Here is a 21,140-nt window from a genome sequence, read left to right as displayed (position 1 = left end):
GACGAGAGCCGCTTACTTCAGTGCGCCCCAAAGATAGAGCAAATGCAGTATTTGGTTTAGGTAGGCTAAAAAATTGGTAATTTCGAGCGTAAAACCTTCATTTCTTTTCATGTCAAACCCATTCTACGCAGCAACGACCCGTTGGCTGCTGGCCGTCGGCTGGACATTAGGCGCAGGACTGACCCTTGCGCAGCCCGCCCCCGAAGCCGGTACGCCGATACCGCTCAACGACCTCAGCGCGTTTGTAAACCCCACACCCAACTGGCAAATTGTCGGGTCGGTACGCGCCGATCTGAACAAAGCCAACACGCTGTCTACCGACAAGGGAACGGGCGTACTGGTGAACCTGCCCTCCGACAAAAAGAACGCGAAAGCCGGTGACCTGACCACACAGTTGCAACACGGCGACGCCGATCTGGAACTGGATTTCATGCTCGCCAAAGACGGCAACTCGGGCGTCTATTTGCAGGGACGTTACGAGATCCAGCTGGCCGATAGCTGGCGGGTAAAGAATCCCGGTTCGGGCGACAACGGCTCGATCTACCAACGATGGGACGACAAGAAACCCGCCGGGCAGAACGGTTATGAAGGCCACCCTGCCCGGCAGAATGCCAGCCGCGCACCGGGTCTGTGGCAGCATTTGAAAATTTCGTTTCAGGCACCCCGCTTCAACGCGCAGGGTCAGAAAACGGAGAACGCCAAACTGCTGAACGTCGAACTGAACGGCGTCCTGATTCATGACAACGTCGAACTAAGCGGCCCGACGCGTGGTGCCATCAGCAACGACGAGAAAGCTACCGGTCCGCTGGTTATTCAGGGCGATCACGGGGCCGTCGCGTTCCGCAACATTCGTTACATAGCCTACGACAAACCTCGCCCGGAACTGGTCAACCTGACGTTCTCGGTGTATAAAGGCAAATACGAGAAAGAGCCGGAATACGACAAAACCGCGCCCGAATCGGAAGGACCAACTACGGTACTGTCGTCGGCGGTGAGCCGGATTCCGAATGAGATGCTGATCCGCTACAAAGGTACGCTGCGCGTGGCCGAGCCGGGCGAATACCGCTTCCGGCTGGGCGTACCAGGTGGTGCGGGATCGCTGAAAATTGGTAATCAAACCGTTGTACCGCTCGTCGGTTATTCGGGCAACGGAACCGGTAAAGTAACCCTACCCAAAGGCGACGTGCCGGTTGAACTGTTCTACTCGAAATACATGGATTGGGTGCAGCCTGCGCTGGGCCTGAGCGTTGCCGGACCGGGCGTGCGCGAATTCGTCATCAGCGATGCGACGACGGCTGGCGGGGAAGAAGTCGACCCGATTCTGGTCGATGCGTCGACGGCCAACACCATCCTTCGCAGCTTCATGGACGTTCCCGGCGACATTCGTTCGCAGGGCAAACGTACCCGCGTTACCCACGCCATTTCAGTCGGCAGCCCCGACAATGTACACTACACCTACGACCTCGACAAGGGCGCGCTGGTGCAGGTGTGGCGCGGGCAGTTCCTCGACACTACGCCGATGTGGCACGACCGGGGCGATGGCTCGTCGCGGCCGATGGGCATGGTACAACGCATGGGTACACCAATGCTGTTTCTCGCCAAACTACCGTCAGGGCAAGCCAACTGGGCCACCGACACCACCGGCACCGGCTACCGCCCGAAAGGCTACGTACTGGATGCCAACGACCGCCCAACCTTCCGCTACCAGACCTACGGCGCATCGGTCGATGACAAGATCCGGGTGCTGGAACAGGGACAGGGTCTGCAACGCGAACTGACCGTCACCAACCCATCGGGCGATCTATACGCCCGGCTGGCCAGCGGCAGCACGATCAGCGCGATGGACAACAACATGTACCTGATCGACGGGCAGGAATACATTCGCCTTGACGATCTGGGTGGCGCAAAACCGCAGGTGCGGGAAAGCGCGGGCGGTCAGGAACTGATCGTACCGGTAAAAGGCAAACTCACGTACTCAATCCTTTTTTAAGGCCAACCGATATGAAAAAACTACTGACTACGCTGCTCGCAGCTGCCAGCCTGACGACGGCACTGGCGCAGGAGTCGCCGAAGGAGGAAGACTTCTTTAAAATTCAGAAACTGACCGCCCCCGAAGGCACATTGCTCGAAGTGGGTGGGCTGGTCACGCTACCGGGCGGCAACCTCGGTGTAGCGACGCGCCGGGGCGACATCTGGATCGTGGAAAACCCCACGAGCCGCGCGCCCTTCTTCCGCAAGTATGCGTCGGGGCTGCACGAGATTCTGGGGCTGGCCTACAAAGACGGGGCACTTTTCTGCGCGCAGCGCGGTGAACTGACCAAGATGCAGGACACCAACAACGACGGTAAGGCCGACGTGTTCGAGACGGTCTACGCATGGCCGCTGTCGGGACACTACCACGAATACAGCTTCGGCCCGAAGATTGCCCCCGACGGTACTTTTTTCGTGACGGGCAACGTGGCCTTCGGCGACGAAGAATGGTGGCGGGGTGAAAGCCGGGTCCCCTGGCGCGGCTGGACAATGAACATCACCCCGGAAGGCAAGATGCAGCCCTGGGCAACGGGCATGCGCTCGCCCTGCGGCCTAGGTATTTTCGACAACGAACTGTTCTACGCCGACAATCAGGGCGACTGGATGGGGTCGGGTGGTATCGTTCACGTCAAGAAAGGCTCGTTTGTCGGACACCCGGCGGGTCTGCGCTGGACCAGTATGGCCAATTCGCCGGTCAAGCTGTCGCAGGAAACGTTCTTCGCCAAGATCGACGAACGCCGTCGGCGCGACGAAGATGGTCATGCGATCAAACCCGAAAACATCGCCAACGAAAAGCCGACGCTGCTCTACACGATGAAAGAGCAGTTTCCCGGTGCCGACGTGCAGGTTCCGGCGGTGTGGCTACCCCACGGTGTGCTCGGCATTTCCAACTCCGAAATTCTGGAGATTCCGCAGGGCGTGTTCGGTCCGTTTGCCGGGCAGTTACTGGTCGGCGATCAGGGCATGAGCAAAATCTCGCGGGTGTTTATGGAGAAAGTAAACGGCGAGTATCAGGGCGGAGCTATCGAACTACGTAATGGCTTTCGGTCGGGTGTACTGCGGATGGCGTGGGCCAAAGACGGCTCGCTGTTCGTGGGTGAAACCAACCGGGGCTGGGGTTCAGCTGGTGACGCCAACGAGGGTCTGCAACGGTTGGTCTGGAATGGAGCCGTACCATTTGAAATCCGCACGGTGAAAGCAATGCCCGACGGGTTCGAGGTGGAATTCACGAAGCCCGTCGACCGGAAATCGGCCGAAGATCTGGCGTCGTACCGCGTTGAAAGCTTCCTATACAAGTACCACTCGGTCTACGGTAGCCCGACGGTTAACAAGGAAGCGCTGCCGCTGAAAGGCGTGAAAGTGTCGGCCGACAATATGAAAGCGCGCGTGATCGTGGGCGACCTGCGCCGGTACTACATCCATCAGCTCACGCTTGATGGTGTGCGCGGTGCCGAAGGTTCGTACTCACTCGTTCACCCGATTGCCTACTACACGCTCAACAACATTCCCGACGGGCAGAAGCTGGCGATGAACGAAGTAAGCACCCGCAACTCAGCCGCTACACCCGCTACAACGGCACCGGCAGCAGCCCCCGCAACGGGCAAAAAAGCCACTGCGACGAAGGGTAAAGTGACGACGGGCGCCAAGCCCAAAATTCAGGAAGGGCAGGCTATTTCAATGGCCAAAGCACCAACCTACGACGAGGTGAAAGGCTTGCTCGCCCGGCACACCTGCTTGGCCTGCCATCAGGCGAACAAACGGCAGGTTGGCCCGGCTTACTCGGACGTTGCCAAACGTCGGTACACCAACGATCAGATTGTCGAGCTGATCTACCATCCCAAGCCGACCAACTGGCCCGACTACGCGACCGAGATGCCGCCCATGCCGCAGGTCCCGAAAGCCGACGCGCTGAAGATTGCCGCCTGGATCAACTCGCTGGCCCCGCCAGTGGCAGCGGTAGCAGCAGCAATCCCGACGCGCCGAAGCAGTAAACAGCCTTAGTTCTATAAACGAAAATCCCCGCTGAGGACTCAGCGGGGATTTTCGTTTTAGAGATTGACCTCACGGCAGCGGCCGACCGTCCCCGGCCCCTCTCCTAAAACAGGAGAGGGGTGACTAGCAGTAGCAGGAAATAGAAATTCAGAAATCACCCCGTTTCCGAGCCGGTATCTTCGCCGTTTTCAGCATTGAGTTGGCTTCGGTCAATTTATTTGGGAAGAGCACTCTGTCACGATACTGCTCTAACGAGGGATCAATTCGTACAACAGGCATTTTGCTGTTATTGAGGTCCTGAACTGTTTTCATCGTGTATGTGCACCAAAACGGTAAATCTGTTTCTTATATTAAAGAGCTAGGCTAACGCAATTGTAAAGCCTCCCTCAGTTGGGTCTTCCGTCGATGATGAATAATCATCTCATTGCACCCCAATTTTCTATGCTATCAAACAGTTCAAGCGTTACTTGTTCCACCTGCCATGAATCAGCAATCTCTTCTCCATCAATGTTATGCTTGGTGGTCCAATGTTGATCAAACTGTTTGCCAAGTTTGTTGACTACACTGTCTAAACCATCCCTCCCTCTAAGCTGCTTGTTTAGAAACTGGATAATAGGCTTATCGCGTCTGTTGAAGTCGATCAGATATTTGGGCTTACCATCTTGATATACAACCCATTCGTCAATAGATAACTCATAAAACGGTATGGCCCGAAATTGATGAGTTTCATCTTCAAACAAATAAGATTCGACAGCTAACGTCACTGTTTCCACGGTATCGAACTGGTGATAAAATCGTAGAATAATCCACCATTAGAGTCACCCCTCTCCCGTTTTGGGAGAGGGGCCGGGGGTGAGGGTATACTATTTCAACGTCAGCACACTCCGCTTGTACGTCGCGGTGCGGGCGTCGTTGATGACGCCTTTCCAGTTCAGGCCGTAGCCGAAGTCGTAGGTGTGGCCGTCTGCGTCGACGTAGGATTGCATGTCGCGGGGGACGTCTTCGGCCTGCTGCTCTACCGTCCGCATGTTGGCGGGCATTTGCATCGGCAACAGGGCCGACGGTTCATGCGCGCCCGACACGATGTCGAGCAGGGCCTGATCCTGAATGCCGAAGTTGGCCAGAATCGCATTGGTCGACGGTTCCAGTTCGGCAAACACCAGCGGATTGTTGACCCGTACCGACACGACGACGGGCTTACCGTTCATTTTTGCGTAGGTGTCCGTCACCATCGTCAGGTCGGTCGCGTTGATCGTTTTGGTCGATTTGCCGTCGTAGCTGCGATTCGTGAAAGTTTCCAGCGGATCGCCCCCGCCGATGCTTGGGTTACGCGCCCCCTGCGCCGTGTAGGGCCGGTATTGCAGACTGATCGGTACGTAGCCCGTCTTGCCATCTTTTGCCGCTTCTTTGGTATACCCCCCGCCCGACTCCGGGCTCTCAATCACGACAAGCGCAAAATCAGCTTCGGCGGGCGTATCTACCAACGTGTAGTACTTCTTCAGCACTTCTACGTTCATCGGATAGTTGTTGCTTTCGGGCGTTGGTATGCCGAGGAAATTCCGACCCGCCGGGATGAAGCGCTTCGGCACGTATACTTTTTTACCCTTGCTTATCGGCAGCGTGTTGGCCTTGTTTTTTAGCATCACCACCGACTGTAACTGCGCCTGATAACCGGCTTTCATATAATCGGCCTTGCCGACGGTTTGCTTTGTTTGCGCCGGGTCCAGATACGGGTTTTCGAACAGGCCAACGCGCAGAACGTTTTGCAGCAGCCGCACCGCCGACAATTCAAACCGGGCGCGCATAAACTGTTCGCCGTGTTCTTTCACACCCAGCTGATACGCACCCATAACCGGGCCGGCGTCGTTGTTGCCGCCGTACTGATCGACACCAGCCATAAGGGCTTTGTAATGCCGCTCGGCGAGCGATAGCTTTTCAACACCCCACGATTTTCCGGTCAGGAATACGTCAACAGCGGTTTCGTCGGCCGTGATGAGCCAGTCGGTGCAGACCACACCGTCGTAGCTGTACTTCTGCCGCAACAGGTCGCCCACGATATATTTGTTGTAGCTGTTGCCGACGTTCTCGCCGTACTTTTTGTCCTGCCCGAACGAGATCGTGTAGTAAGGCATCACAGCCGCCGAGGTGCTCGTTTTGCCATTCAGTTTGAACGCGCCATCGATAAATGGCATCAGGTGCGTACTGAAGTTTTTACCGGGATAAACCGCGTATTTGCCGTAGCCGTAGTGGGCATCGCGACCGCCTTCACCCGAACCGCCACCCGGCCAGTGCTTCACCATCGCGTTGACGCTCGTATAGCCCCAGCCACTGTTGATTTCCTGCTTACCCGTCGATGTCTGGAAACCGTCGATGTACGCGCGGGCCATGTCGGTCGTCAATTTTGGGTCTTCGCCGAAGGTGCCACTGACGCGGTTCCAGCGGGGGTCCGTTGCCAGATCGACCTGTGGCGATAGCGTGGTAGCAATACCCAGCGCGCGGTACTCAGCCGCTGCCACCTGCCCAAATTGCCGGACCAGTTCGGGGTTGAACGTCGCGGCCATGCCCAGCGAACCGGGCCACATCGAAATCGTACCACCGGCCCCGGCGTTGAACTCAGCATCGGCGCGGGTGCCGTGACGCGGGTCGGAACTGCTGTTGATCGGAATACCCAGCCCGATTCCTTCGACCAGCGCCTGCGCGTTATTGTTCCAATTAGCGGCCGCTTCCGGACTTTCCACCGACGTAACCAGCACGTGCCGCAGATTGTCGTTTGTTAAAAACTCTTTTTGCTGATCGGACAAATCGCTGACGTTGGCCCCACTCTGCGCAAACACTTTCCCGCCGTAGGTACCGGCAAACGGGCCACCCGGAGCCGCCGGGATTGGCTGGTGTTTGCTATACAGCATCAGCCCAGCGATCTGCTCGACGGTCATGTGTTTGGCGAGGTCTTTTGCCCGGTCGAGGGCGGGCAGCCGCCAGTCTTCGTAGGCATCCAGACGCCCGTTTTTGTTGAGATCTTTAAAGGCCAGCCCGTCGACGGTCAGCAGCTTAACGCCGGACGCGGTCGAATAACCGAGCGATTGCCCGCCGGGATTTGTTACGCGAACGATGGAGCCGGTCGTCTGCGACGTCCATTTCTGGGGTGTCTGCGCCATGACCATCCCAACGGGTAGCAGGACGCTCAGGCAAAGCGGATAAACAAACTTATTCATGCTGATAAACAGTGTTATATCGGTGAGCTTTTGTGTTTTTTCAGTAAAAGTAAAGCCGCGCTGCCACAACTCAATGTTGCAGCAGCGCGGCTTTGTGTATTTTATACGTATTGTATGATTCGTTGTAGCCTAGCGAGTGTCTGCGTAGCCTGGACCGGTCGGCTACACAAACACGCCAAACTACACTTTCTCGAACACGACGTCGGTGAAGTAACCTTTGCAGTCGGTGAAGGAGGTGACGACGCGGAAACCAGCTTGCTGCGCCAGTTGCTCGATCTGGGCGGGGGTAAACTTGCGCGAAATTTCGGTGTGGATAATTTCGCCCCACGCAAACGGCACGTCTATATCCAGCGCACCGATACGTACCGTCTGCGCTTTCTGGCTGACCAGATAGCTGCGCGCTTCGCCCGTTTCGGGACTATACGTTTCGTAATGATCGAACGCAGCCAGATCGAAATTGGCGTCGAGGTCGCGGTTGAGTCGGCGGAGCAGGTTCAGGTTAAACGCCCGCGTCAGGCCCTGCCGGTCGTTGTAAGCCGCATGGATAATGGCAGGGTGTTTTTGCAGGTCGATACCCGTCAGGACAAGATCGCCGGGGTGGAGCCGGTCGTGCAGTTGCCGGTAAAAATCAACGGCTTCGTCGGGGGCAAAGTTGCCAATGTTCGACCCGAGAAACAGCACCACCCGGCGTGAATCCGATTCTTCCGATAGCTGTTCCAGCGCATTGAAGTAATCGTCGTGCCGGGGATTTAGCCGCAGGTTGGGCCACTGACTACGTACATCGGCGACTAGCCCGTCGAGCGCATCGGCAGAAATGTCAACCGGCGCATAAGCGAAGTCAGCCTGCTCGTCGGCGAAATGGCTCAACAGAATTTTTGTTTTCAACCCGTCGCCCGCGCCCAACTCAACCAGATCGAACGAGCGGTCGCCAACGGCAAACAGCTCTAGCAATTCAGCCTTATACGTGTCCAGAATTTCGTACTCCGAGCGCGTCAGGTAGTACTCCGGCGCGTGCATAATCGCCTGGAAAATCCGACTCCCTTCAGCGTCGTAAAAAAACCGCGACGACAGTCGTTTTGGCTGTTGTTGCAAACCCGTCCGGACCTCCTCTACCAGCGCCGGGTCGACGGCAAGCGTATCTGTATCGGCGGCATCGTGCGGCAGACTGGCGACTGGCGCTTCGTCTACTTCACCAATCGTATTCCCGTGTATTGCCATTGTGTGTGAGGTTGAAAGAAGTTGCGATACGTTGACCGGGCATGCCCATCGGGCGTCGCGACGGATGCTCCGCGCAACACGATTTGGCCGCTCATGAACTTACCGTTGTATTCGCCGACGGCCCCTTCGGCGGTTGTAAAGCCGGGGTACGGCAGATAGGCCGAGTTGGTCCACTCCCAGCGGCTTCCCCAATTGAACTGATCGGCGGCTGCTTCCCACTCAAATTCGGTCGGGAGCCGGGTGCCTTTCCAGCGGGCATACGCGTCGGCTTCGTACTGACTGACGTGGCTCACGGCCGCATCCGGGTCGACCGGTTGCAGGCCGTCGAAGGTGTATGTATGCCAGATGCCGTCGACGGTGTGCCAGTAAAGCGGGGCTTTCGCGCCGGTGCGTTTCACCCACGCCCAGCCGTCTGACAGCCAGTACTTGAACTGCTGGTACCCACCTGCCTGAATGAATTCCAGGTACTCACCATTGGTCACCAGCGCACCCGACAGCGTTGTGTCGTTGAGGTATACCCTGTGCAGCCCCAGCTCGTTGTCGAAACAGAAACCGTCGCCCTGATAGCCGATTATGTAGATGCCTTCACTGATATGGGCGTCCGGGCTGGTTGCCAGCGTCGGATTTTCCCGGATGGGCATCTCAACGGCAGGCAGTAGCGGGTTGTGTCCCAGAATGTATTTAATGTCGGTGATGAGCAGTTCCTGATGCTGCTGCTCGTGGTTGAACCCCAGTTCGAGCAGCGCAATCAGTTCGGGCGTTGGCTCAGCGTCATCGAGAAACCGGCTCATCTGCTCATCAACATACGCCCGGTACGCATACACCTGCGCAACGGTCGGTCGGCTCAGGTTACCCCGGTCAGTGCGCAGTACGCGCTTACCGACGGTTTCGTAATAGCTGTTGAAAACGAAGCTGAAATCCTCGTGAAAAACGCGGTAGCCGGGCGCGTGCGGAACCAGCACAAACGTTTCCCAGAACCAGGTGATGTGCCCCAGATGCCATTTCGGCGGGCTGACGTCAGCCGTTGGCTGCACAACGTAGTCTTCGGTTTCCAGCCCCCGGCAAATCGCTTCGGAGTGGTGTCTGATACGCAGGTACTGCTGCGTAAGCGTATGTTCCGCAATCATACCCCGTTAACCCGTTGACTACCGTTGGTGTTCGCTGTTAATACAATTATTTACTCAGCTACGCATAAGTATATACGTCTTCGCATATAGGCTAGTACTGCGCCATCTGCTCATCGATGTAGCACCACAGCCAGCGTTCGCCCGGTTCAGCCGATGCCATGACGGGGTGCTGACTGGCGTGGTAATGTTTCGTCGCGTGTTTGTTGGGCGACGAATCGCAGCAAAGCGTCACCCCGCAGCTCTGGCAAGTACGCAGATGCACCCACCGGTCACCGGTTTTAATGCATTCCTCGCAGACGTGTTCGCGGGCCGGAATAATCTCGGTCAGGGCGGCTAAATGAGTGCAGACAGACATAGTGTTCGGTTTACAGTTTTCAGTATACGGTTTTCGGGTGGCTTACTTAAGGTAATCAACAGTTGCAAACGGGGGCATTACGGATGAAGCCCGCCTACTGTAAACTGAATACCGTAAACCAAATACCGTCAACCGGCATTTAATTATCCGCCAGATACTTGTGTACAAAACTGACGGCCATCGCGCCTTCACCAACGGCAGACGCTACGCGGTTCATGGCACCGGCCCGCACATCGCCCGCAGCGAAAATGCCGGGGCTACAGGTTTCCAGCACGAAGGGTTCGCGGCTCTGTTTCCAGACGCGCTTGTACTCGGCATACTTACCCATGTCGCGGCCGGTAGCGATAAAGCCCTTCGGATCTTTGATGATGTCCATCTCAATCCAGTCGGTTAGCGGTTTGGCACCGATGAAGATAAAAACACCACTCGCCGGTTCCGTTCGTCGCTCGTGCGTATCCATATTCTCCAGCGCTACGCACTCCAGCCGCTCCTCGCCCGTTGCCGAGACGACCTCCGTACAGCCCAGCACGTGGATATTTGCCGTACCGCCGATCTGATCGATCAGGTATTGCGACATGGTTTCTGACAGATCGGGGCAACGTACACAGATGTACACATCCGACGCCGTCCGGGAAAGATACATAGCCCCCTGCCCCGCCGAATTACCGCCCCCAACGACGTACACCGGCTTGCCCTTGAACGCGATTGCTTCGGTTGTCGCGGCTCCGTAGTAGACACCCGCTCCGGTGAATTTATCAAGGCTTTCGTTTTCCAGTTTTCGGTACGACACACCCGTACTGAGCACGATGGCCCGCGCCACCACTTCGGTATCGTCGGCCATGCGGATGTGCTTGTACTGGCCCTCCGAATGGATGGATACTACTTCCTGCGGAGCCAGAAATTCGACACCGAACCGCTGCGCCTGCGTAATGGCCCGGCGCGTCAGATCGGCCCCGCTCAGGCCGTTCGGGAAGCCCAGGTAGTTTTCAATGCGCGAACTCGTTCCGGCCTGTCCACCCGGTGCTCGTTTGTCGATCAGAATCGTTTTCAACCCTTCCGACCCGCCATAGACGGCAGCCGCCAGCCCGGCCGGTCCGGCACCGATGATGGCCAGGTCGTACAAACTTTCGTTGGCCGTTGGTTTCAGCCCCAACTTTTCGCCGACTTCACTCAGCGCTGGTTTTGGCAATGCCGTTCCGTCGCCCAGTACCACGACCGGCAAATCCGACAGGCTCAACTGGTGCAGGTCGAGCAACGCCTGCGCCTGCGGGTCGTTTTCGATGTCGAGCCATTGGTACGGAAACAGGTTGCCCGCCAGAAAATCTTTCAACGCATGCGATTGGGGCGAAAACTGATAGCCGATAAGTTTTAACCCCTCGAAAGCCGGGCGATAGTTCGACTGCCAGTCGCTGAGCAGGTCGTCGAGAATGGGATACAGCTTTTCTTCGGGCGGGTCCCACGGCTTTGCAATGTAGTAATCGAGCTGTACTTCGTTGATCGCCCGCACAGCCGCGTCGATGTCGGAGTACGCCGTCAGCAGCGCGCGTTTGGCGTTCGGGAAAATCTTGCGGGCCTGAGCCAGAAAAGCGACACCCGTCATCTGCGGCATCCGCTGATCCGACAGAAACAGGGCCACCTCCTCCCCTTTCTTCTTCAACTCGCTTAGCGACTCAAGTGCTTCAGTCGCCGAGGTTGTCGCCAGCACCCGGTACTGCTTACGGTACTTCTGCCGCAGATCGTGCTGAATTGCCTGCAACACCTGCGGATCGTCGTCGATGGAAACAATGATAGGGAGACGCATGGGATAATGGTAGAATGATTGAGTGATTGAATGGTAGAATAAATGATTCGCCGTCGCGATAATTTGAGCAACACATTCAATCACTCAATCATTTAATCATTCAACCAACTGGTAAGCAAACACTAAACTCGGTGTGGCCGGGTTGGGAATCAACTTTTATTGAGCCATTGTGATGACTGACGATACCCTGCACGATGTCGAGCCCAAGTCCGGTGCCCTTGCCGATTTCCTTTGTCGTGAAGAAAGGGTCGAAGATTGAGTCGCGAATATCGTCGGGAATACCAGTGCCGGTGTCGGCGATCTTCGTCAGCACGAAGGTAAGGCCATCGCTATGATGCTCGACTTCGCTGGAGATGGTCAGCTCACCCCCATCGGGCATAGCGTCGACAGCGTTGTCGATCAGGTTGGTCCACACCTGATTCAGTTCGCCCGGCCAGCCGCAGACTACGGGCAGATCGTCGGCCAGATTGAGCCTGACCGAGACATTACTGCCCTTAACCTTGTGGTCCAGCAACGTCAGCGTACTGCGAATACCTTCGCCCAGATCGACCGTCGTTTTGCCTGCGCCCCGGTCCATGTGGGTGTAGTTCTTAATCGACCCGACCAGCGTACCGATTCGCTCCGACGCATCGCTGATATCACGTACCAGCGATTGCGTAACCAGGTTATTGACAACCCAGTTGGTTACCCCGCCAATGTTATCCGGCCCAACCTGATCGAGCATCCAGTTCAGATCGTCGGTTGTGAAATTGAAGTCAATGAGCGGCCCGACGAGGTCCAGACTACCCGTATCGGCCCCATAATCGTCGAGCCAGTCAGCCAAGTCGTCTTCGCGGCTGCTGCGTTCCAGCAAACTGAGCTGGGGCGCTTTCTGATCAAGTTTTTTGAACAGCAACTCATTCACCGTGTCGACTTTTTCGTCGGGCAGTTGCAGGTGCATGATTTGCTTGAAAGCGTCGGGCGTGGCCCGCAAATGAGCCTTCATCGTCTCGGCCGATCGGACAATGGCCGCCACCGGATTATTCAGTTCGTGCGCCAGTCCCGCCGATAAGCGACCCAGCGACGCCATTTTGTCTTCCTGCTGCGTGTAGCGCGTAAAACTCCGTACCCGGTTGGTCATCTGCTGCACCAGTACCTCGGTAAGTTCGTAATGCAGACAGGCCATGTCCCGCAGCTTGTCGCGGTGAACTTGCAGAATATGCGACGTTTTTTCGACCAGCATTCGGTTGGGGGTGCTGGTCATGCGCGAGTAAGGCAGCACGCCCATGATACTGTGCGGTTCGTAGGTGACGATGTCATCGTCGGGTCCGTTCTGTCCCGTATCGATCACAATCCGTCCGTCGAGCAGCAACACCAACTGGTCGATTGATTCGCCGGGCTTCGCCAGCACGGTTCCGGCATCAATGTGCTTTTCTTCCCCATTGTCGACCAGCCACTGAAGCTGTTCATCGGGGATAGTGGCGAAGGCCGGAAACTGTCGAAGTTGTTCAAGCATGGTTGTATGAATTTGCTGGCGCGCAACGGCCGGGACACCAGTTCGTTCGCGTCTCTACGAAAACCCAAAACGGAACAATTGGTTAGCGAACTATTAGCGGTTTGTCAACGTCCGGTAGAAAGCCGTTTTCGTTTATCAGTTATGCGCCCCACTCTGCTGCTCCTGTTTGGCTTGCTGGCCCTTTCCTTCCGGCCCGATAAGCCCGCCTATCGCCTTTACGACGCGAAGACCAAAGCGGTTTCGTACGATCAGTTGCTGCGCCGGGCTGCCGATGCCGACGTGGTTCTGTTCGGTGAATTGCATAACAACCCGATCTGTCACTGGCTCGAACTACAACTGGCTAAAGACCTGGCCGAGCAGAAGAAAGGGCAACTGGTACTGGGTGCCGAGATGTTTGAAACCGACACGCAAACCGCTCTGACCGACTACGTGCAGGGCCGTAGCAGTGATAAGGAGTTTGCCGCTCAGGCCCGGCTATGGCCCAATTACGACACCGATTACAAACCACTGACCACACTGGCCCGCGAGCAAAAACTCCCGTTTATCGCGACCAATGTTCCGCGTAAATACGCCAGTTTGGTTGCCCGGCGTGGCCTATCCGCACTGGACACCATCCCCGCCAGCGCGAAACAGTTACTGGCTCCCCTGCCGCTAACCGTCGACCTGACACGACCCGGCTACAAAGCAATGATGGCCATGATGGGCGACTCGAACCACGGCAGCAGCGGTGCGCCAAATCCGCACGGCGGCAGTACCGACATGGCGGCAAACTTCGCCCGTGCACAGGCTATCAAGGATGCCACGATGGCGTATTTTATTCTCCAAAACCGCAAGCCGGGCCAAACCCTGCTCCATATCAACGGCGATTACCACTCCAAAAACTTCGACGGTATTGTTGGCTACCTGCGCGACATGGCCGGTCCCTCACTGAAGATTCTGACAATTTCGTCAGTCGATGTGGCAGACCCCGATAACCCCAAAGTCGACGATGATACGAAACTGAGTCAACTGGCGGATTTTGTCATCGCGATTCCCGCCGATATGACCAAGACATATTAAGCTGGATGAACTGATTGATCAGGTTGTCCCCGACAGCTTCTAGCTGTCGGAGTCGTGATAGCGGCTAATGGGAATCCGGCCATTTAGCCTAACGGCTCCGACAGCTAGAAGCAGTCGGGGACAATGTATTCGCGCATAGCGGATCAGACACTAACATTTACGACCCGGAACCGGTTGTCTAGTCGATTAAAAAACGATTAATACAACCGCTATGATTAAGGATCTGCTAAACCTATCGGGGAAAAATGCGCTGGTAACGGGGTCGAGTCAGGGCATTGGCGCGGCCATCGCACTGGGTCTGGCAGAATTTGGTGCCAACGTACTGATTCACTACCACGCCAACTCAGACAAAGCGGAAGCAGTTGCCGACCAGGTACGGGCACTGGACGTGAAATCTGATAGCATACAGGCTGACCTGTCAGAACCCGACGCGGCCGACAAGCTGTTCAGGGCGGCAGTCGATGCGTTTGGAACGATCGATATTCTGGTGCTGAACGCGTCGGTACAACTGCCTAAACTGTGGGCAGAAGCTACCCCCGACGAGTTCGATGAGCAGGTTACGGCCAACTGGAAAGCGAATCTGCAACTGATGCAGCTCTCCACGCCCGCCATGGTCGAACGCGGCTGGGGACGCGTGTTGACGATCGGCAGCGTACAGGAAGAAAAGCCCCACCCAACGATGGTTGTGTATGCGGGCACGAAAGCGGCCATGGCCAATACCGTCAAAAATCTGGCGTTGCAACTGGCCAGTAAAGGCGTAACCATCAATAATCTGTCGCCGGGCGTTATCGACACGGCCCGCACCGGCGAACCCACGCCCCCGGTCGATGAGGCCATCAGCCAACGCATGACCATCCCGCTCGAAGACGAAGGCGACCCGGTCGACTGCGCACCCATGGCTCTCCTGCTTTGCTCCGAAGCCGGCCGATACATCACCGGGCAGACCATCTTCGTTGACGGCGGTATGAGCTTGTGAGGAGAAAATTATTCACCTGAAAATATGCAGGTTAAAGAGTATTCTGACGTGTACATGTAGCCTGGACCGGTCCGCCGGTGCGGTCCAGGCTACATAGACGCGCTAGGCTACACGTACAGCACGCTATATTCCAAAACCAACGCCCAGCAGTGCGCGTCGCAGTACCAGCGCATCTGGGTGATTGGGTGGTGCGCCCATCGGCGGAGCAAGGGCGTTTCGTAAGCCGTCAGCAGCCCGGCGATGAAGAAATGAAAATCAGCAAAATCGGCTTCAATCTCGTTCAGGTCAATTAGCGGGGTGCGTTCGCCCAGGCGTAGCAGCGTTGTCGATAAAAGAATCTGTTCGAGCCGGTTGGTGGCCCGTTCCAGTAGTTGCCGGGCGTCGGTAATGAGTTGCGTGCGAATCGGCTCCAGTTCGGGGATAGCGAATGCCGCCATCAGCCGACTCAGATGATACGCAATCAACGATGGACGCGCGTAGTGCGGAGCGCAGCCAAAAGGATTTCGTAAGTACTGCCCCGACTGCACGATGTTGCGCAGATACGCCAGCGAATCGGTGTCGTGCTGGTTACGGGGTAGTTCGTAGTAATACATACAGTACAGCAGATTACTGAGAGCACAGGCGTCGAAATCGATAGGCATCGTTTTCCCAAACCAGGTCGAATACGCCCGCAACGACACATACTCCGGGTAGGTGTTTCGAATCCAGATGGTAGCCCCGTTGGCATGCTGCGCCAACTTGTCCTTGAACCATGTCAGTGTTTCCGGCGTCGGCTGCGTCGTCAAATACACCATTGCCGTATCATCGATGTCATCGGGAATGCGGAAATGGTCGAAGCGCCCGAACAGATGACCGTTGGGGAAGTGGCGGGACGGGCTGGTTGGCCAGAAATTATACGTATCCAGCCCATCTTTGTTCCTGAACAGCGGATAAGCCCCGACGGCCTGCTGCGCAATTTTATCGACGACACCGCAGGAATCCGGCGGCAACATCGGTTTCAGCTGTTGCAGCGTAAATACCGTAACGGCCGTAAAGAAAACGTTGGTGTCAACCCGCTCATAAGCCAGCCCACCGTTGCGCCGGATCGACGGAAATAACCCGTCAGGCTGTTGCAGCCGGGCTATTTTATGGAGAATGTCGTCGGGGGAACGCCTGTGCATTTGGTAACAAAGAGATTACTTTTTCTGGATAAAGGTCGGATATTTACACCCTGATTTTCTGTCACGCCAATGGCTAATCTGATTTTATTCGACGATCCTGCCCTACGTACATCGCTGCTTCCGCTGACCTTTACGCGGCCGGTGGCGGGTATTCGAATGGGCATACAGACGCTGGCTGAAAAGTGGGCTGGCTGCTTGCAAAAAGAACCGTCTTTTCTCACGCAGGACTACTTAAGCATCAAATTTCCGGTTCAGCTGTCGGATGATAACCTGTATGTCAATGGAGCCGTTTGCCCGGATTCAGCCCTTGTTGAAGCACTCGACACGCTGGCACCGGGCCACGGGCTGCGCGACAGCGACGGGCTGGTACTGGCCGTTCGGACGCCCCATAAACTGGTTCAGTCGCCGGAAACGACCGACTCGTATCAGTGGCAAACGTTCGCCGGGCCGCTGACCGTATTGCGGCATCTGTGGGATATTTTCGTGGAAAACGGCGATCAGATCCGCGCTGATTTCAGTCGCATAACCGAAGGGCGTCAGTCGGAGCCGATCACCGATGTGTTTACCCGCGTTTACGCGCCCGAAAACTTATTCGTCGAACCCGGTGCCACAATTCGGGCGGCTATTCTGAATGCGGAAGGTGGTCCCATTTACATCGGCAAAAACGCGACGATCAGCGAAGGCAGTATCGTGATTGGCCCGTTTTCGCTGGGCGAAGGCTCAACCGTAAACTGGGGCGGTAAGATGCGGGCCAACACCACAATTGGCCCATATTGCAAAGTAGGCGGGGAAATCGGCAACTCGGTATTCTTCGGCTACAGCAACAAAGGCCACGACGGTTTTCTGGGCAACTCGGTCATCGGCGAATGGTGTAATCTGGGTGCTAACGTCAACAATTCAAACCTGAAGAACGACTACAGCAACGTCAAGATTTACCACTACGGCACGCGTCAGCTGGAAGATACAGGCCGGGCCTTTTGTGGGCTGACCATGGGCGATTACACCAAGGCGGGCATCAGCACCATGTTCAACACGGGCACAGTGGTGGGCGTCAGCGTCAACGTTTTTGGTGGCGGTTTTCAGTACAAACACATTCCATCGTTCTCGTGGGGTGGTGCCGCCGACGGTTTCGCTACCTACCGAATTGACAAGGCGCTACAAGTCGCGGCCGAAGCGTTTGGTCGGCGGAATCGCCCGTTCGATGAGGTCGAAAAAAACATTTTGCGGGCTATCTTTGACCAAAGCCACAGCCTTCCCCCCGAACCGTTGTTTTCTTTCTAGTTTTAGGTTTAACGTTTGATGTTTAAGGTTTTTCCGGGTGCCTTTTCCCGCCTAAACCTTACACGCTGGCCATCAAACGTTGAACCAGCGAAGCAATCATGCAATTCTCCGACATTGTAGGGCAGGACGCCGTCCGGCAACTGCTGGTGCGGGCGGTGCAGACAAACCATCTGGCCCACGCGCTCCTGTTCGACGGCCCAACCGGTGGTGCCAATTTAGCCCTGGCGCTAGCCCTGGCGCAGTACGTCAACTGCGAAGACAAGCAGGGGTCTGGTACGCCGACGGCTGATTCGTGCGGACGGTGTGCGTCCTGCGTGAAAATTCAGAAGCTCGTTCATCCCGACCTACACCTTGTATTTCCGGTGGCGAACCTGAGCAAAGGCAAAACGTCGGAAGCGTACCTGACCGACTTCCGCAAGTTCCTGCTCACGCAACCCTACCGCACCCTGCCCGACTGGCTCGAAACGATCGGTGCCGACAATAAGCAGGGCAACATTTCGGCCGAAGAAGCGCGCTCGATCTTGCAGAAACTATCGCTGAAAGCCTACGAGGGGCCGTACAAGATCATGCTGATCTGGCTACCGGAACTGATGAACACCACATCGGCCAATGCGCTGCTGAAGGTGCTCGAAGAACCGCCCGCACAAACGCTTTTTCTGCTCGTGACCAATCAGCCCGACAAGCTGCTCATCACGATTCTGTCGCGTACGCAGCGGGTGGGTGTTCCGGCCTTTTCGGATGACGATGTAGCCACACACCTTCGGCAACACCTCAACCTCGACGAAACCACCGCCCGCCGTGTCGCTTATCTGGCCGACGGCAATATGGCCGAAGCCCTGCACCTGAGTACGCAGGAAGGTACCGACAGCGAACACGCCTGGTTTGCCGAATGGATGCGCGACTGCTACCGGCAGGATCTGGCCAAGCTGGTCAAACAGGCCGATCAGTTCGACGGATTCAGCAAAGAAAAACAGAAAGGGTTGTTCGACTACAGCATCCGCCTGTGCCGCGACCTGTTTCTGTGGCAACAGGGGGCGGGGGCCCTGCTGCGCCTGCCCGACGACGAGATGTCGTTCGTCAAGAATTTCGCCAAAGTGCTAAATACCAGCCACATCGAGCGTATCGTTGCCGACCTCAACGAGGCCGCTTATCACCTCGAACGCAACGCCCGCGCCAAGATGGTTCTTCTCGACCTTTCGCTTACCTTCACCCGGATTATAAAGTGAGTTTCAGAGTTGTAAAGTTGTAGGGTTATAAAGTTGCGGTTCCCCGCCGGGACTACCGCATCCAATACCGGCGGCAACAACTCTATGACTATCCAACTCTAAAACTATCCAACTTTACAACGTCAAAAAATGGCCAAGCAGATCATCGGTATGACAGACCGGATTGATTTACCCGATCTTGGCCTGTTTGATGCGTACGCTAAAGTTGATACGGGTGCTTACACATCGGCGCTGCACTGCAAAGATGTGCGGCTGGTACGGACAAAAAACGGGCAGAAGCTACGATTCTGGCTTATCGGCGAAACCGGACAGGAGTCCCGGCCGTTTTACAGCAGTCAGTTCAGTCAGCGTATGATTCGCAACTCGTTTGGCGTATCAGAACTGCGCTACGTCATCAAAACACGCCTGAAACTGTTCGACCGCACGATCCGGGTTGAATTTACGCTGGCCGACCGCGAGCAAATGCGTTACCCGATCCTGCTGGGTCGTAAGATTCTGCGTAACCGATTCATCGTCGACGTGTCTCAAAAAGACCTTTCTTATCAGGCTAAACTCGGTCAGTCGCCGACACTGCCTAACCCATAGCAAAACGCTGTCCGATAGAACTACATGGCTCACCACCTGCTCACTTCCGACAACTGATCGCTGTATGCGCATTGCTATTTTATCAACAAATCCCGACCTGTATTCGACGCAGCGGCTGCTGACGGCAGTCAGGGAACGCAACCACGAAGGCGTCATTGTCAATCATCTCAACTGCCACGTCATGATCGAAGGGGGCCGCCCGACGGTGCTCCTCGACGGGCAGGAGCTTGACCAGTTCGACGCGATCATCCCCCGCATTGGTGCGTCGGTAACCGACTACGGTTGCGCCGTGGTCCGGCAGTTTGAGATGATGAAAGTCTTTACAACGGCCAAATCGCAGGCCATCATGCGGGCGCGTAACAAGCTGCGCAGCTTGCAGGTGCTGTCGAAAGCGGGGGTTGGTCTGCCCAAAACGGTTATCGCCAACCACCCTAAAAACGGTAATGTCAATCGCCTGATCGAGTTGGTCGGCGGGCCACCGGTGGTTATCAAACTACTGGAAGGTACGCAGGGAATCGGCGTTGTGCTGGCTGAAACCGCCAAAGCCGCCCGCTCGACCATCGAAGCGTTTTACGGTCTGAAAAAACACGTGCTGGTGCAGGAGTTTATCGCCGAAGCGCGGGGGTCCGACATCCGGGCGTTTGTGGTAGGCGGCAAAGTCGTCGGAGCAATGCGTCGGCAGGGTATCGACGGCGAGTTTCGCTCGAACCTGCACCGGGGTGGCAATGCCATTCCCGTTATCCTGACGGAACAGGAAGAACAAACCGCTATTAACGCGAGCCGGGCGCTGGGCCTCAAAGTCGCCGGTGTCGACATGCTCCCCTCCGACCGGGGTCCGCTGGTACTCGAAGTCAACTCATCGCCCGGTCTGGAAGGCATCGAACTAGCCACCGGCATCAACGTCGCCGGGCACATCATCGCCTACATCGAAGAAAAAATCCTCGGCGACGAAAGCGACATGGTGGGGGTTTAATTGAATGATAGAATGATTGAGTGATTGAATAATTTTGTCAGGCCGATTCAATCACTCAATCATTCTCCCATTCAATCACTCCTATGCCCGCTCTTGACGCTGATTTGAAGAAAGCTATCGTTCGGATGCCTACTACGGAAAAGGATAAACTCCTGCTTCGGCTGGTTGCCAAAGATGCCACGCTGACCGAAAAGCTACAGTTCGAACTGGTTGAAAACGGACAAACGATTGACGAACGACGCGATCTGATCCGGGACTTCATCCGCCGGACGGCTAACCTGCATCAGGATACGGCAGGTTGGGTGATGATGGATATGCGAACCGTCAGCGGTTACATCACCCGTCATTTGAAGGTAACAAAAGACAAATACGGCGAGGTAGAGCTGATGCTGTTCATGCTCAACACGTTCTACGACCATCACGCCCATCTGCTGCACAAGTACAATCATCGCACGGAGAAAGCGGCTCAGTACATCGCCAAACGCACGGAGATGGCACTAAAAAAAGTAGCCAAACTCGACCCCGACTACCACCTCGAATTTGCCGACGACATCAACAAGCTGTTAAGCTGGGTACACTACGCAGCCCCCGCCCACTACGCCCGCCAACTGGGGTTACCTAAGGAGTGGGTCGTCTGACCGTTTTTTCG

General features: G+C 56.1%; 17 protein-coding genes. 9 read left to right on the top strand and 8 right to left on the bottom strand.

The window, feature by feature from the left end:
* The first annotated feature begins 109 nt into the window (after positions 1 to 109).
* Positions 110 to 1,990: a 3-keto-disaccharide hydrolase gene (locus HH216_RS08340; protein WP_169550404.1), complete on the top strand. Its 1,881-nt coding sequence runs from the start codon at positions 110 to 112 to the stop codon at positions 1,988 to 1,990.
* 11 nt (positions 1,991 to 2,001) lie between these two features.
* Positions 2,002 to 4,032 (top strand): c-type cytochrome, encoded by a 2,031-nt coding sequence (locus HH216_RS08335; RefSeq protein WP_169550403.1) that lies wholly within the window; start codon positions 2,002 to 2,004, stop codon positions 4,030 to 4,032.
* Between the two features lie 407 nt (positions 4,033 to 4,439).
* Here the strand turns inward: HH216_RS08335 and HH216_RS08330 are convergent, their stop codons facing one another.
* The 7 genes from HH216_RS08330 to HH216_RS08300 all read right to left on the bottom strand — a co-directional run bounded on the left by HH216_RS08330 (position 4,440) and on the right by HH216_RS08300 (position 13,231).
* Complete coding sequence (locus HH216_RS08330) at positions 4,440 to 4,796, bottom strand: hypothetical protein (RefSeq protein WP_169550402.1); 357 nt, start codon at positions 4,794 to 4,796, stop codon at positions 4,440 to 4,442.
* A 90-nt stretch (positions 4,797 to 4,886) separates the two neighbouring features.
* Positions 4,887 to 7,184 carry a glycoside hydrolase family 3 protein gene (locus HH216_RS08325; RefSeq protein WP_254448822.1) on the bottom strand — a complete coding sequence of 766 codons (2,298 nt, stop codon included), beginning with the start codon at positions 7,182 to 7,184 and terminating at the stop codon, positions 4,887 to 4,889.
* 231 nt (positions 7,185 to 7,415) lie between these two features.
* Entirely contained in the window at positions 7,416 to 8,453 is a 1,038-nt protein-coding gene (gene egtD / locus HH216_RS08320) for an L-histidine N(alpha)-methyltransferase (RefSeq protein ID WP_169550400.1), read from the bottom strand.
* Positions 8,420 to 9,580, bottom strand: coding sequence for an ergothioneine biosynthesis protein EgtB (gene egtB, locus HH216_RS08315; protein WP_169550399.1), 1,161 nt, complete (start codon positions 9,578 to 9,580; stop codon positions 8,420 to 8,422). The genes egtD and egtB overlap by 34 nt, the downstream gene beginning before the upstream one ends.
* Positions 9,581 to 9,671: 91 nt before the next feature.
* Entirely contained in the window at positions 9,672 to 9,935 is a 264-nt protein-coding gene (locus tag HH216_RS08310; RefSeq protein ID WP_169550398.1) for a UBP-type zinc finger domain-containing protein, read from the bottom strand.
* Between the two features lie 139 nt (positions 9,936 to 10,074).
* Entirely contained in the window at positions 10,075 to 11,736 is a 1,662-nt protein-coding gene (locus HH216_RS08305; protein WP_169550397.1) for an FAD-dependent oxidoreductase, read from the bottom strand.
* A gap of 100 nt (positions 11,737 to 11,836) precedes the next feature.
* Entirely contained in the window at positions 11,837 to 13,231 is a 1,395-nt protein-coding gene (locus HH216_RS08300) for an ATP-binding protein (RefSeq protein WP_169550396.1), read from the bottom strand.
* Positions 13,232 to 13,372: 141 nt separating this feature from the next.
* Between HH216_RS08300 and HH216_RS08295 the strand changes: the two genes are divergently transcribed.
* Both HH216_RS08295 and HH216_RS08290 read left to right on the top strand, forming a co-directional pair.
* A complete protein-coding gene (locus tag HH216_RS08295; RefSeq protein WP_169550395.1) occupies positions 13,373 to 14,290 on the top strand; it encodes a ChaN family lipoprotein in 918 nt (305 codons plus the stop codon).
* A 211-nt stretch (positions 14,291 to 14,501) separates the two neighbouring features.
* The gene (locus HH216_RS08290; protein ID WP_169550394.1) at positions 14,502 to 15,266 is read left to right on the top strand and encodes an SDR family NAD(P)-dependent oxidoreductase; all 765 of its coding nucleotides are present in this window, start codon (positions 14,502 to 14,504) and stop codon (positions 15,264 to 15,266) included.
* A gap of 107 nt (positions 15,267 to 15,373) precedes the next feature.
* On the opposite strand, the gene HH216_RS08285 is transcribed toward HH216_RS08290, so the two are convergent.
* The gene (locus tag HH216_RS08285) at positions 15,374 to 16,426 is read right to left on the bottom strand and encodes a hypothetical protein (RefSeq protein ID WP_169550393.1); all 1,053 of its coding nucleotides are present in this window, start codon (positions 16,424 to 16,426) and stop codon (positions 15,374 to 15,376) included.
* A 69-nt stretch (positions 16,427 to 16,495) separates the two neighbouring features.
* Here HH216_RS08285 and HH216_RS08280 point away from each other — a divergent pair, with 69 nt between their 5' ends.
* From HH216_RS08280 to HH216_RS08260, 5 genes are all read left to right on the top strand, one after another.
* Positions 16,496 to 17,707, top strand: a complete 1,212-nt coding sequence (locus HH216_RS08280) for a putative sugar nucleotidyl transferase (RefSeq protein ID WP_169550392.1) — start codon at positions 16,496 to 16,498, stop codon at positions 17,705 to 17,707.
* A gap of 98 nt (positions 17,708 to 17,805) precedes the next feature.
* Complete coding sequence (locus tag HH216_RS08275; RefSeq protein WP_169550391.1) at positions 17,806 to 18,933, top strand: DNA polymerase III subunit; 1,128 nt, start codon at positions 17,806 to 17,808, stop codon at positions 18,931 to 18,933.
* A gap of 129 nt (positions 18,934 to 19,062) precedes the next feature.
* A complete protein-coding gene (locus tag HH216_RS08270; protein ID WP_254448739.1) occupies positions 19,063 to 19,518 on the top strand; it encodes an ATP-dependent zinc protease family protein in 456 nt (151 codons plus the stop codon).
* A gap of 64 nt (positions 19,519 to 19,582) precedes the next feature.
* Complete coding sequence (rimK, locus tag HH216_RS08265) at positions 19,583 to 20,491, top strand: 30S ribosomal protein S6--L-glutamate ligase (protein WP_169550390.1); 909 nt, start codon at positions 19,583 to 19,585, stop codon at positions 20,489 to 20,491.
* A gap of 83 nt (positions 20,492 to 20,574) precedes the next feature.
* Positions 20,575 to 21,129 carry a hypothetical protein gene (locus HH216_RS08260; protein WP_169550389.1) on the top strand — a complete coding sequence of 185 codons (555 nt, stop codon included), beginning with the start codon at positions 20,575 to 20,577 and terminating at the stop codon, positions 21,127 to 21,129.
* Positions 21,130 to 21,140 lie beyond the last annotated feature (11 nt).

This window comes from Spirosoma rhododendri, assembly GCF_012849055.1.
Classification (GTDB): Bacteria; Bacteroidota; Bacteroidia; order Cytophagales; family Spirosomataceae; genus Spirosoma; species Spirosoma rhododendri.
Note: the sequence above shows the minus strand (reverse complement) of the source record. Positions and strands in the feature narration are given on the sequence as shown.

Coding starts and splice junctions, on each gene's coding strand:
- HH216_RS08270 (WP_254448739.1), top strand. CDS start 19,063: ATGGCCAAGCAGATCATCGGTATGACAGACCGGATTGATTTACCCGAT.
- HH216_RS08305 (WP_169550397.1), bottom strand. CDS start 11,736: ATGCGTCTCCCTATCATTGTTTCCATCGACGACGATCCGCAGGTGTTG.
- HH216_RS08275 (WP_169550391.1), top strand. CDS start 17,806: ATGCAATTCTCCGACATTGTAGGGCAGGACGCCGTCCGGCAACTGCTG.
- HH216_RS08285 (WP_169550393.1), bottom strand. CDS start 16,426: ATGCACAGGCGTTCCCCCGACGACATTCTCCATAAAATAGCCCGGCTG.
- HH216_RS08260 (WP_169550389.1), top strand. CDS start 20,575: ATGCCCGCTCTTGACGCTGATTTGAAGAAAGCTATCGTTCGGATGCCT.
- rimK (WP_169550390.1), top strand. CDS start 19,583: ATGCGCATTGCTATTTTATCAACAAATCCCGACCTGTATTCGACGCAG.
- HH216_RS08300 (WP_169550396.1), bottom strand. CDS start 13,231: ATGCTTGAACAACTTCGACAGTTTCCGGCCTTCGCCACTATCCCCGAT.
- HH216_RS08290 (WP_169550394.1), top strand. CDS start 14,502: ATGATTAAGGATCTGCTAAACCTATCGGGGAAAAATGCGCTGGTAACG.
- egtD (WP_169550400.1), bottom strand. CDS start 8,453: ATGGCAATACACGGGAATACGATTGGTGAAGTAGACGAAGCGCCAGTC.
- egtB (WP_169550399.1), bottom strand. CDS start 9,580: ATGATTGCGGAACATACGCTTACGCAGCAGTACCTGCGTATCAGACAC.
- HH216_RS08335 (WP_169550403.1), top strand. CDS start 2,002: ATGAAAAAACTACTGACTACGCTGCTCGCAGCTGCCAGCCTGACGACG.
- HH216_RS08295 (WP_169550395.1), top strand. CDS start 13,373: ATGCGCCCCACTCTGCTGCTCCTGTTTGGCTTGCTGGCCCTTTCCTTC.
- HH216_RS08340 (WP_169550404.1), top strand. CDS start 110: ATGTCAAACCCATTCTACGCAGCAACGACCCGTTGGCTGCTGGCCGTC.
- HH216_RS08325 (WP_254448822.1), bottom strand. CDS start 7,184: ATGGTCATGGCGCAGACACCCCAGAAATGGACGTCGCAGACGACCGGC.
- HH216_RS08310 (WP_169550398.1), bottom strand. CDS start 9,935: ATGTCTGTCTGCACTCATTTAGCCGCCCTGACCGAGATTATTCCGGCC.
- HH216_RS08280 (WP_169550392.1), top strand. CDS start 16,496: ATGGCTAATCTGATTTTATTCGACGATCCTGCCCTACGTACATCGCTG.